An 11,830-nucleotide genomic window follows, 5' to 3' on the forward strand; every position below is an offset into this window, starting at 1 on the left:
CCCCCAGCCCCCCCACCATCACCATCGCTGCCAGCAGTCGTTTCATGTGATGTCTCCGCCAGGCCCGCTTCGCGAATTCCATTGCAGGGCTCGCACCAACTCCAAGTCCCTGGATTCTAAGGGAGCCGCCCGGCCGCTTGCACCTGGGCGGCTAAAGGCGGGAAGAAAGTTCTCATCCCTCCCGCCGGGACGACTGTTGTTTCTTCAGGGCGTCGGAGCAGGCGTTGGAGCCGTCTGTCCATTGCCGGACGCATCGTCGGACGCGGGGGCAGCCGGCTCTTCCGCCGGAGCCTCCTGCTCGGGTGCGCTGGTGTCCTGGGGCAGCTGGTTCATCACGGACGAGCCCGCGCCCCCGGTGGCGGCGGCGTCCTTCTTCTCCTCGCCATCGGCCTCCGCGGTGGCGGCCGGAGCCGGGGCCGGCGGTGGGTTCTTGAGCATGTTCTGCAGGCCATTCACCTTGGCGGTGATGAGCTGCTTGTCCTGATCCGTCGTGGAGGACAGCTCCTTGCAGCGGTCCAGGAACGCGATGGCCTTCTCGAAGGCCGCGCGCTCGGTCGCGTACGCCCAGCCCGCGCCGCACACCGCCTCCGGCTTGTCCGCGGAGCGCGCGAGCACCTTCTCGAACGCCTCGCCCGCGGCGACGCCCTTCTTCGGATCCAGGCCCTTCTGCCCGTCCAGCGCGTACGCCAGGTACAGCTGACCCTCCAGGCCGTCCGGCTCCAGGGACAGGGCCTTGGTGAAGGCCTTCTCCGCGCCCGCGTAGTCGCGGTAGCTCAGCGCCAGGGCGCCCAGGTTGAGGTGACCGGGCGCGAAGTTGTCATCCAGCGACACGGCCTTCTGGAACTGGGCCAGGGCGCGCGGGCGGTCGTCCATCTTCAGGTAGATCATCCCCAGCGTGTTGGAGATGGCTGGGTCGTCCTGCGCCACCTTGCGCGCGTTGACGACCAGCAGCTCCGCCAGGCGGTACTGGCCACGGTCGTACGCCACCAGAGCCAGCGTCTTGTAGGCCTCCGGGTTGTCCTTGCTGCGCGCGAGCACGCGCCGGCCCATGGCCTCCGCCTCGTCCAGCTTGCCCGCCAGCCGGTACGTCGCGGCCAGCGCGTTGAGCACGGGCTCGTCGTGTTCGTGGCCCGGCGTCTGGAGCGCCTTCGTGTACAGCGCGAGCGCCTCGTCCAGCTGGCCCGCGTGCCGGTGCATCAGCCCCAGGTTCATCACGGACGGCGTGTGCGCCGGGTCCAGGGTGAGCACCTGCTCGTACGCCACGCGGGCGTCCGCCGGGCGGCCCTGCTTCTCCGCGATGACGCCCAGGTTGAAGCGCGCGTTGAGCGCCTTGGGCTGCTGGTTGACGACGGCCTCGAAGCCCTTGCGAGCGGCGTCCAGGTCACCGGCCTCGTAGGCCTTCAGGGCCTGCGCGAACTGGCCGTCGGCGTCGCCCTTCTGGGCCAGGGCGGACGGAGGCGCGGCGGCGGGGACCACGGCGGCGGGCTTCTCCACCGCGTTCATCGCGACGGGCGTGGGCCTGGGGCCCGTGGCGCAGGCCGTGGTGAAGGCGAAGGCGAAGGCCCCCGCCAGGAACATGCGCTTGGTGCGAAAGCCGTTCATCCCCGTCGTCCCCGTCCCCTTCAACTGGCTGCTGATGTCGATGCTGTGGTTCGTCTTCACGGCCGCACCCCCTCGAGCGACGCGGTGGGCTCGGACTTCGCGGGCTCCGAGCCCTCTTGCGTGGCGGGCTTCGTTCCCTCGGCGGGCACGGCTTCCGGCGCGGGCGTCGTCGCGGCGGGCTTCGGCTCCACGGAGGCGCTGATGGGGCCGTTGAGGTCCTTCAGCACGCCCGAGGCGATGCGCGAATCACTGCTGCCCCGGTAAGTCACCGGCTTCACCTGGGCGTAAGCACCCGGGCGCAGGCGGTTGATCTGATCCTGCGCGGCCAGCGTCCACTCGCTGTAGATGCCCAGCTCGTAGGCCTTCTGGAGACCCTTCTCCAGGGCCTCGCTGGACTTGTCCTCCAGCGGAAGCGCCAGGTTCTCCAGCTCGCCGCGGTACATGCTGAGCTGCTCTTCATCCAGACCGGACGGATCCGGCGAGTCCATGATGTTGCGCGCGAAGTCCGCGTACGCGAGGCCGATGCGGGTCAGCGCCGCGATGCCCCACTCGCCGGAGCCCGTGGCGAGCACCGCCGCGTACTCCTTCTCCACGCGCTGCATCTCCTTCTGCTTGTTGGTCAGGTCGCGGCGGATGGTGGAGACGCGCGTGAACTTGATGTCCGAGAAGCGCTTCCACGTGGGCTCCAGCGCCAGGAAGCGCGCGTGGCCGTACGCGTTGAGCACCGCGGTGTCCTTGCGCACGCCCTCCGCGAGCTTGTTCCAGCCGCGCACCAGCTCGTCCTGCGCCTTCTCCTGGCCGCGCACGTCCTTCATCTTCTGGTACGCGAGCAGCTCGTGGTACCGCGCCAGGTACGCCTGCCCCGCGGCGGTGCGCGAGTCGCGGCCATAGTCCTCCACGAACCGGTTGAAGGCGCGGGCCGCGTCGCCCCACTTCTTCTCCTTCTCCCACACGAGGCCGATGGAGAAGGCCACCTGCGGCACGTCCTTGCGGTCCTTGAAGCGCGCCAGGTAGTTGTTCCACGCGGTGACGGCCTTCTGGGACTCGCCCAGGCCGTCGTACCAGACGCCCGCGTTGAAGAGGGCGTCCGCCACCCACTCGCCCGCCGCGTCCACCTGCGCCTTGAGCTCGGCGGCCTTCTGCGCGCGCTTGGAGTCCGCGTCCTCCGCGGCGCCCGGCGTGTCGTCCTTCTTCGCGACGGTGGTGGCCTTGGCCTTCTTCTCCTTGTCCTTCTTCGACTGCGTCTCGCGGGCCTTGATGGCCGCGTCGTACTCGGCCACGAAGGACTCGGACATCGCGGCGGCCTTCTTGAACTCGGCGACCTTCTCGTAGAGGCCGGACAGCGTGTAGCGCGTCTGCAGTTCGAAGCTGCTGTTCGGGTACTCCTTGAGGACGCGCTCGCCGGCGGTGATGCCCTTGTCCACCTCACCGGCCTCCTGCGCGATGACCATCGCGTAGGTGAGCGCGCGGTCCGCGTTCTCCGACTTGGGGAACTCCGTCACGAAGGTGAGGAACTCCTCGGCGGCCTTCGCCGGGTTCTTCTCCTTCTTGTAGATGACCTCATCCACGTACTTGTACTGGCTGCCCTCCACCACGCGGGCCACGCGCAGGGCGAAGTCGGAGCCGGGCTTGGACAGCTTCTTGTTGCCCAGGAACTTGCGCGAGAGCGTGTTGAGCTCCTGCCACTCCTCGCGGCTCTCCAGCACGTACATGGTCAGGTCCGCGGCGTCGCGCGAGCGGCGCTCCTCCGGGAACTTCTCGATGATCTCCCCGAAGCGGCGGGCCGCGTCCACGAAGTGCGCGCGGTCGTAGAGGATGACGGCGGCCTGGTAGCGCAGGTCGATCTCATCCTGGTTGCCCGGGTAGAGGGTGTTGTACGTGTCGCACGCGGCGACCAGCCGGTCCTCGAACTTCGTGAGCGGCTGCTCGGCCTGCTCCTTGGCGTCGCGCTTCACCAGCTTCTGCTTGGCGACGTCGCCCTTGTCCTTCTTCTCGTCGACCTTCTGGCCGTCCTTCAGGTCGCTCTTGGAGAGCTGGCCGCGCTCGATCTTGACGAGCTTGTCGTAGGCGAGCACCGCGTTGTACGAGGCGCTCTTGCGGTAGGCCTCGTTGGAGACCTCCTTCGCGGAGTCGCGGTCCGGGATCTTGAACGCCACCACGGCGTCGTACTCACCGGCGGCCGCCTCCCACTCCTCCAGGGCCCAGAGGATTTCGGCGTAGAAGAAGCGGATGTTGAAGGCGGAGTCCGCCACGAACTCCGGGTTGTCGCTGGAGGCGAACGCGTCCACGTACTGCTTGTAGATGTCGCGCGCGAGCCGGTAGGTCTCCACCTGGCGCGTCTTCTGCGCCTCCTGGTGGTACTCGGTGACCATCACGCGCATGGCCTCTTCGGTCACGCTGAAGGCGTTGCGCAGCACGCCCGCGTTGCTGGCGTTGGCGGTCCACCACTCGCCACCCGGGCGGTAGAGGTCCACCATCCGCTTCATCTCCTTGCGGACCTGCTGGCGCTGACGCAGGCCTTCGAACGCCCGCACCACCGCCTGCTGGTACTCCGGCGCGTTCGCGCCCATGGGCGAATCGTCGATGAGCGTGCGGTACACCAGGATGGCGCTGTCGAAGTGGCCCGCGTCCACCAGGCCCGCGGCCGTCTTCGCGAGCAGCCGGCCCTGGCGCTTCGGCGGAGCCTTCTGCTTGAAGTAGGCGAGCGCCTCCTTCGGCTGATCCAACTGGACGTAGAACACGGTGAGGTCGTTGAGGGCCTCCGTGCGCAGGTCGCCCAGCTCCTCGCCGCGCTGGCTGGCGTAGTCCACCACCTCGTGCAGCTTCTTCAGGCCCGCGTCCAGGTCGCCCGCGTTGAAGTCACACCAGGACAGCTTGTAGGTGGCGTAGGCGTAGATTTTCGGCACGCCAGAGGCGCGCGCCTTCTCGTAGTTCTCCTTCGCGGGCGCGAGCTTGTTGTTCTCGAAGTAGTGGTTGCCCAGCTGGATGTACGCGTCCGGGACGAACTGCGACTTCGGGAAGTCGCGGATCAGCTCCTCGTAGCGCGCCACCGCGTCCTCGCGGCGGTTGAGATCGTAGAGGTTGTAGCCCAGGGAGAAGAGGACCTCGTCGCGGGCCGGGTAGTCCGGGTACTCGCTGAGGATGGCCTCGTAGATGCGCATCGTCTCCGCGCGGTAGCGCTCGGAGTCGCGGTGGTCCTGCTCCGGCGCGGTGGCCTTCTCACCGCGCGCCACGGCGGCGTCGTAGGCCTTCTCCGCCGTGAGGAACTTCTCCATCTCCAGCTGGTAGAGGTACTTGGACTTCTCCCAGTAGAGCTCCGACAGGCGGTACTGCATCTCCGCCTTCTGCGTGGAGGTCTCCTGCAGCTTGGGGATGAGGCGCTTGAAGCCTTCAATGGCCTCGTCGCGCTTCTTGTCCGCGAGCGCGTCCTTCTTGGAGTCCGCGATGCGCGGCATGTCCGCGAACTTGGCCGTGGCGGGCTTCACCCGCGCCGGGCCCTTGCGCATGTCCTGGGGAGCGACGCCGGGCGGCAGCTCCGCCTTCTTCTCCGCCTCCTTGTCCTTCTTGCTCGCGGCCTCGGCCTTCCTGGCCGCGGCCTTCGAAGAGGACTTCTTCGTCGCCACCTTCCGCGGCGGTGCCGTCTCCTCCGCCGCCTCCCCCACCCCACCGGCCGCGAGCGCGACGCCCACCGCCAGTGCACCGAACCGAAGAACCACCTTCATGCGAGCTCCTGGAGAACCGCGCCTCGCCTGCCTGGGAAAACTTCTGCCCAATTGGGAGGGACGACGGAAAGTAGACGCGGGTACCCAGATTGAGAAGTGGCCCGGAACGTGCCTTGTGCCCCGGCGTACGCGATCACGCCGAGCCACCTTCCAGGACTCAACATCACGCGAAGAGGCCCCGTCCCCCGTGACAAACGCACGGTGGCGGGGCCTCTTGGGGTGCTTCTCACGGCGGCCGGGTGCGCCCGGCTCCTACTTGCCTACTTCTCCTGGCGAGCGGGGCAGCCCCGCTTGAGCGTGTACTGATAGTAGCCAATCTCGTCGATCCAGAACTCGCCCTGGAAGCGCCAGTAGTTCCACGCCGCGCCGGGCATCTTCGGGCGGTAGAGCGACTGGCGGGAGAGCAGCGCCTTCTGGTCCACGCCCTCGGAGAAGAGGTCCTTCTCATCCAGCGCCGTCTGCACGCGGATGATCTCCGCCTGGTCGGAGAAGGTGCGGAGGTTGTCCGCGGCCTCCTTGATGCGGTTCTTCGCCAGCGTGCCGCCCACCTGGAGCAGCGTGGTGCGGATGTCCTCCAGCGACGCCACCGTCTGCGCGGCGAACGGCGTCCCGCGCCACGGGCCTTCACTGATGGCGCGCTTCTCCTGGTCCACGCGCGACAGGGTCCGCATCACTTCACGGATGCGCTCGTTGTTGCGGATCCACAGGTAGACGGCGCGCGGCAGGCGGCGGTTCTCGGAGGCCACCAGGTTGAAGGCGTTGATGGGCGCCACGTCCTCGCCGGTGAAGGGCTCCAGCTGCTTGGCCATGGGGCCGTAGCGCTCGTCGAACGCGGCGAGCGTCGTCTTCACCTCGTCGTAGAGGCACGAGTAGTAATAGACGGTGGCCTTGAGGATCCACGACTCGGGCTGGAAGGCGCCCTCGAACTGCGGCGCGTGCAGCGCCTGGAGGCTGCCCAGCGCGCCGCCGAAGTCCTCGTTCTGGAAGCGGGCGAAGCCGTTCTCGAACAGGGCCTGGTCCCAGAAGCGCGCGTAGCGGGGCACACCTTCGTACGCCTTCACCGCGTCCGCGTACTCACCGCGGCGGTAGTGCACGCGGCCCAGCGCCAGCAGCGCCAGCTCGCGCGTCTCCGGCAGCTCCACCTGCGGCTCCTTCGTGTGGAGCACGGCCTGGAACGCGGCGATGGCCTCCTTGTCCAGCGTCTCCCCTTCCCCGGGACGCCCCGGGAAGCGAGGGTCCGCGAGCACGGTGCCCAACAGGTAGCGGGCCTTCGCGTAGACGCGGCTGTCGGCGGGCACGGCCTCCAAGAGCGAGCGGGACTCCTCGAAGCGCATGCGGCGCTGGCTGGCGGTGCCGACCAGGTAGTTGATGCGCGCGAGCACCTCCTTGGGCAGCGTGACCCACTGGTCGCGCACCTCGTCGGTGTAGGCCTGGTTCAGGATGCTGGGGATGAGGTTCTGCTCATCCAGCCGCTGCTGCATGTCCACCAGCCCCTCGATGGCCTTGAGGTACGAGGGGTGCTTGGGGCCGGCGTTGACGATGGCCGCGTAGGAGATGAAGGCCGCGACGGGCAGGTCCTTCTTGGCGAAGGTCTGCGCCAGGTAGAACTCGGACTTGCCCTTCAGGTCCGCGTCCTCCCCTTCCGCCAGCCGCGCGAAGAGGGGGGCGGCGGTGTCGAGCTTGCCTTCGTTGAAGGCGGACAGCGCGCGGTTGTAGGTGCCCACGTCCTGCTGGGCGAGGGCCACCGAGGGCACGGCGAGGGGCCCGAGGACGACGAGGAGTCGGAGCAGTCGGGACATGGTTAGAAGAGCACCGAGAAGCCAGCGTAGAAGCTGACGTTGTTGAGGACGTCCGACGAAGGCTCGGCGACGAGGTCCCTCCCGAGGATGATGTCCTCGCGGTAGTTCTTCTTCGTCTTCGGGTCCACGCCGTCGAACTTCGCCACCTTGCAGCTGCCGCTCAGGTTGAGGCCGTCGAAGGGCTGGTTGGCGGCACGCGCGGCCTCCAGCGCCTCGAAGTCCGCCAGGTTGCAGCCGTCCACCTTGTCCACGCGCGCGGTGTAGATGAGGTCGCGCACCTCCAGGCGGAGGGCGTAGTGCTCACCGAACTGCACGCGGAAGCCGCCGCCCACTTCACCCAGGAACTTGTTGCCCGTGTCGCCGAAGCGCGCGGGCACCTGGTACGTCTGCCCGTCCACCTCGTTCGCCACCTCCGGGCGGATGAGGTGGCGCGTCTTGCCGATGCCCGCGCCGCCGCTGAGCACCAGGCTGAACTGCGCCAGCGAGTTGTTGAAGAAGGCGAACTTGCCGTAGAGCGGCGTCACCTCCACGCCCGCGTGCGCGCCCCACTGGAGCAGGAGCGACGACGCGGCCTGCGCCTGCTCGCGCACCTTGTCGATGAGCTCCAGGTTGAAGTTGCTCTCGTCGGAGTACCAGTTGTACTGGCCGCCCACCTGGAGGGCGAAGTTCTCCTGCAGGTGGTAGACGTAATTCAGCGCGGTGCCCACGTGGTTGGTGAACTTGCCGTTCACCTGCACGGCGGCGGGGTACAGCACCAACTCGTGCTTGCCCTCGTCCGCGAAGCGCTTCTTCTGGACGATGTGGACGTTGACGTTCGGGTTGTAGAGCGGCGCGCCGTTCACCAGCCGCTGCTGCTGCGCGTCCGTGGTGCGCGGCGCTTCACCGGTGTCCAGCACCGGCGCGTCCGTGGGCGGCGTGGCCGAAGCTTGCGCACTGGACGGAGCGCCATCCGCGGCGTCCTCGTCGGTGACGGCGGGCGCGGACGGAGTGGCCGGCGCGGCTTCAGGAATGGACTGGGGCACGGCCGGCGCGTCGCGCTCGGTGCGCTGGCGCTCCGGCGGTTCGGCCGGTGAAGGAGAGGCCGGCGCGGTCGCATCCGGCCCCGGAGCGGCCGGCGGCTGCGCCGGAGCGGCGCCTTGCGCGAACGCGAGGGCAGGCACCGCGGCGACGAGGAGCGCGATGGATCGGAAGGGTCGCATAGGAATGGGTCAGAAGGAGAAGGTGTAGCCGAGGTCGAACTGCACCAGGTGCGTGAGGCCTGGGCTGCCGGCGGGCTCACCGGTGGTCCGGCCAGCCTCCCAGTCGTCGCGCAGCAGGTTCACGCGGTAGCTGTCCTTGAAGATCCAGTCGCGCAGCTCCAGCCGGATGCCGTGCTGCTCCTTGATGAAGAAGCGGAAGCCCAGCGCGGCGGACACCACCGGCGCCACGCGCGACTCCTTCACCCAGTAGTTCTCCGTGGCGCTGCCCCGGTCATCCACGGCCGTGCGGTTGTCACAGACGCCCGCGGCCCGGTCCACGACCTGGCTGCACTGGATGACGGACTGGCGCTTCAGGTTGGTGAGGCCACCACCCGCCCAGAGGTACGTCTGGAAGTGCACCGGGATGTCCGCGACGAGGCTGATCTTCCCGTAGATGGGCGCCCACCGCGCGCCGACGACGCCGTGCAGGTTCATCCGCCACATGTCCTCCAGCTCGTCCGTGACGCGCTTGTCCTCGCGGTCCAGGAAGGACTCGGAGATGGAGCGCGCCAGGCCCGTCTGGCGGCTGACGGCGTAGCCCGCGCGCGCCTCCAGCGCGAACGTGTCGAACAGGTTGTAGGCCAGCCCGACGTCGAAGAAGTAGTGCGCCGTCAGGTGCGTCTGCACTGGCAGGCCCACGGACAGGGACAGCTCCGGATGGCCCGCGGGCTTGTAGAGCCGGTTGCGGACGACCGCCGAGTCCAGGACGCCGTCTTCCTGTGCGGCGGCGCCGAGTGCCGTCAGCGAGAGGCTCAGCGCGGCGAAGACGCGAAGCGTGCGTGCGTTCATATCTCCTGCCCGGCCCGGGGGTGGGCCGTTGGGTGATCCGGATGGCAACCCGTCTGCTTGGACGGCGAGGCTCCGGCGTGGGACAGCGATGTGAGCACGGCGCCCATTCACCGCAAGCGGATCCCAGCGGCAGTCGGTAAAGTTTTCGCCCTTTGCCCCCAGGGCGACCAGCACTCAACGTTTCCGCACGGATGCGAGGCCTCCCGCCCCGCGCGCACGCGCGCACACCGCGCCTGGAAACGACGAACGCCCCGCCCGGCGACCCGAAGGTGCCGGAAGCGGGGCGTCGGACGGGGCGCGGTGAAGCGCCCCGGCGTCAGTGGCTGCGAACTAGCGCGCGGCCTTGTGCTGCGCGCGCATGGCCACCTTGATGGAGGGGCGCACGATGACGATGCCGTCGTTGTGGCCGGCGACCGCACCCTTCACGAGCACCAGCCCCTTCTCCACGTCCACGTCCACCACGGTCAGGTTCTGCGTGGTGACGCGATCGACGCCGTAGTGACCCGGCATCTTCTTGTTCGGGTACGTACGGCCCGGCGTCTTACGCTGACCGATGGCGCCCGGGTGACGCTGATACTCGTGCGTACCGTGGGTCTTGGTCTGCGAACCCTTGAAGCTCCAGCGGCGCATGACGCCGGAGAAGCCGCGGCCCTTGGTCACGCCGGTGACGTCCACCAGCTCGCCCTTGGTGAACATGTCCGCCTTGATGGCGTCGCCCACGTTGAAGCCCGCGGCCTCCTCGGCCGTGACGCGGAACTCACGCAGGTGGCGGCGCGGCGTGGCGCTGGCCTTCTTGAAGAAGCCGAGCTCCGGCTTGTTCAGGAGCTTCTCGCGGATTTCGCCGAAGCCCACGGTCACCGCGGAGTACTCATCCTTCTCCGGGGTGCGCTTGCCGACCACCAGACAGGTGTTGACGTCGATGACCGTCACCGGAACGAGGTTGCCCTCGTCGTTGAACACCTGGGTCATGCCGATCTTCTTGCCAATCAGACCCTTCACGTCGTCCTCACAGCGAGCGCCCGTGGCGCTGAAAGCCCAATGAATTCAATGAACTGGCCTACACGCGTACCCGCGGCCGCCAGGAAGCGGCGCAAGATAGCAAACACGTCCCCTACGTCAAGCACCAAGGGTGGGCGTACCCCTCACTGCGCGACATCCAACCGCGGGTAGAAGGGGTTGAGCTGCCCGTCCGCTATGCGCTGGGCATACACCTCTTCGCCGAGGAGGAACAGGGCCTGATCCAGATAATCTTCCGCCCCCTTGATCTCCTCCTCCTTGGTGGCGATGGCCTGGTCGAGTTCCGCCATGCGGGCGTCGTGCTGCTGCTTCTGCTCCTCCGCGGCGTCCTCCAGCTCGATCAGGCGCTTGTGCGCCAGGATGCCGGCCGCGCCGGGCTGGCCGGGGGTGGGCGTGAGGGAGGCCGCCAGCTGGGCCTCCCAGTCCTCCACCTCGCGCGCCAGGCGCATCTGGGCGATGCGGTTCTTCTTGAGGTTCTGCTTGGCGGCGTCCAGCTTCACCGGATCCTGGGTGGTCATCTCCAGGTCCGCGAGCTTCGCCTCCAGCTTCTTCAGGCCCACGATGGCGTAGCGCAGGTCGGCGCGGCGGGTGGCCAGCGTCTTGCGCAGCCCCTTCACCTTGCCTTCCACCGCCGTCACGGCCTTCTGGAACTTGCCGGTGATCGCCTTCTGGGCGCCGCACTCGTCTTCGTGCTGCGCCAGGAAGTCCTGATAGGCCACGTCCTCGTCGTTCATCTCCGCTTCCAGCGCCGCCAGCTCGTCCCGGCGCGCCTCCAGCACCTCTTCGGCGCGGTAGACGCGTTCCATGGAGCGGGGGCAGTTCGGCTTGCCCGGGAGGACGTCCCGGGCCAGGTCGCCGAGCTGGAAGATGAGATCGTTGTAGCTCTCCTTCGCCATGGGCGGATTCATACGCCCAAGACGCCAGGACTGTCACCGGCCGAGCGCATTCCGAGCGCTCGGCCCCGGGCTTTGGCCTCAGGAATCCGCGGGAGCCGCGACGGCCTGGGACTCGCCCCGCCGCACCGCCGCCAGGGCGCCTTCCGCCAGGGCGAGCAGCTCCCGGGCGCGGTCCTGCTCCTCGGTCCGGTTCAGCTCGCACACCCAGGCGGAGGACAGGTCCGCGTGCTGGCGCGCCATCTCCGCGGTTGTCTCGTAGCGAGCGGCCGAAGCGCGGGCGAAGGCCCCCTCCCGGCGCAGCTCCAGCACCGTGTCCGGATCCAGATCGATTTCTTCTGGAGGCACCGGCAGCGGTCCGCGCCCCAGCGCCGCCAGACGGGCCAGGAGCCGTGATGCATGGGCGCGGCAGAAGGCGGCCAGCACCATCAGGCGCGCCCGGACTCGCGCGTCGTTCATGCGCTCCGCCAGCCCCGTCATACGACGGGCCGACACCACTTCTGCTTCCCACGCGGCGGCCAGTGCGGCTGCCAGCCGGGTATGCCTCGCTCCCATCAGCGTCCCTCCCCCACCCTCGTGAGACGCAAGCTAGGGACGCTGTTGGTGCAATTCAACCGACCGCGCGAGCAACCATCCAATAAAGCCCCACTCCCACGAGGCAGATGGATGACAGGCGCACAACCTTCGAGTGCAACTGGGGCCTGCGCTGAACGATTCGCAGCACGGGAACCAGGAAGGCCACCACCGCCGCCTGCCCCACCTCCACCCCC

At 68.4% G+C, this 11,830-nt stretch carries 8 protein-coding genes; all 8 read right to left on the reverse strand.

Features of this window, described 5'->3' with window-relative positions; translation table 11 throughout:
* Positions 1-204: 204 nt before the first annotated feature.
* On the reverse strand, positions 205-1,662 hold the full coding sequence (locus D7Y21_RS36560) for a tetratricopeptide repeat protein (protein WP_121718158.1): 1,458 nt from the start codon (positions 1,660-1,662) through the stop codon (positions 205-207).
* Positions 1,659-5,324 carry a tetratricopeptide repeat protein gene (locus tag D7Y21_RS36565; RefSeq protein ID WP_121718159.1) on the reverse strand — a complete coding sequence of 1,222 codons (3,666 nt, stop codon included), beginning with the start codon at positions 5,322-5,324 and terminating at the stop codon, positions 1,659-1,661. Before D7Y21_RS36565 ends, D7Y21_RS36560 begins: the two co-directional genes overlap by 4 nt.
* A gap of 260 nt (positions 5,325-5,584) precedes the next feature.
* Positions 5,585-7,123, reverse strand: a complete 1,539-nt coding sequence (locus tag D7Y21_RS36570) for a tol-pal system YbgF family protein (RefSeq protein ID WP_121718160.1) — start codon at positions 7,121-7,123, stop codon at positions 5,585-5,587.
* A 2-nt stretch (positions 7,124-7,125) separates the two neighbouring features.
* A complete protein-coding gene (locus D7Y21_RS36575) occupies positions 7,126-8,322 on the reverse strand; it encodes an outer membrane beta-barrel domain-containing protein (protein ID WP_121718161.1) in 1,197 nt (398 codons plus the stop codon).
* Between the two features lie 9 nt (positions 8,323-8,331).
* Entirely contained in the window at positions 8,332-9,150 is an 819-nt protein-coding gene (locus tag D7Y21_RS36580; protein ID WP_121718162.1) for an outer membrane beta-barrel domain-containing protein, read from the reverse strand.
* Between the two features lie 330 nt (positions 9,151-9,480).
* A complete protein-coding gene (gene rplC, locus D7Y21_RS36585; protein WP_120568161.1) occupies positions 9,481-10,149 on the reverse strand; it encodes a 50S ribosomal protein L3 in 669 nt (222 codons plus the stop codon).
* A 143-nt stretch (positions 10,150-10,292) separates the two neighbouring features.
* Complete coding sequence (locus tag D7Y21_RS36590) at positions 10,293-11,063, reverse strand: hypothetical protein (protein WP_120568162.1); 771 nt, start codon at positions 11,061-11,063, stop codon at positions 10,293-10,295.
* Positions 11,064-11,141: 78 nt separating this feature from the next.
* Complete coding sequence (locus D7Y21_RS36595) at positions 11,142-11,555, reverse strand: hypothetical protein (protein WP_223743187.1); 414 nt, start codon at positions 11,553-11,555, stop codon at positions 11,142-11,144.
* Positions 11,556-11,830: the final 275 nt, after the last annotated feature.

This window comes from Corallococcus sp. AB045, from assembly GCF_003668895.1.
In the GTDB taxonomy this organism is placed as follows: domain Bacteria; phylum Myxococcota; class Myxococcia; order Myxococcales; family Myxococcaceae; genus Corallococcus; species Corallococcus coralloides.

Excerpts from the sequence above, each read along its gene's own strand:
- D7Y21_RS36565 (WP_121718159.1), bottom strand. The coding sequence starts at position 5,324 with ATGAAGGTGGTTCTTCGGTTCGGTGCACTGGCGGTGGGCGTCGCGCTC.
- D7Y21_RS36570 (WP_121718160.1), bottom strand. The coding sequence starts at position 7,123 with ATGTCCCGACTGCTCCGACTCCTCGTCGTCCTCGGGCCCCTCGCCGTG.
- D7Y21_RS36575 (WP_121718161.1), bottom strand. The coding sequence starts at position 8,322 with ATGCGACCCTTCCGATCCATCGCGCTCCTCGTCGCCGCGGTGCCTGCC.
- D7Y21_RS36580 (WP_121718162.1), bottom strand. The coding sequence starts at position 9,150 with ATGAACGCACGCACGCTTCGCGTCTTCGCCGCGCTGAGCCTCTCGCTG.
- D7Y21_RS36590 (WP_120568162.1), bottom strand. The coding sequence starts at position 11,063 with ATGGCGAAGGAGAGCTACAACGATCTCATCTTCCAGCTCGGCGACCTG.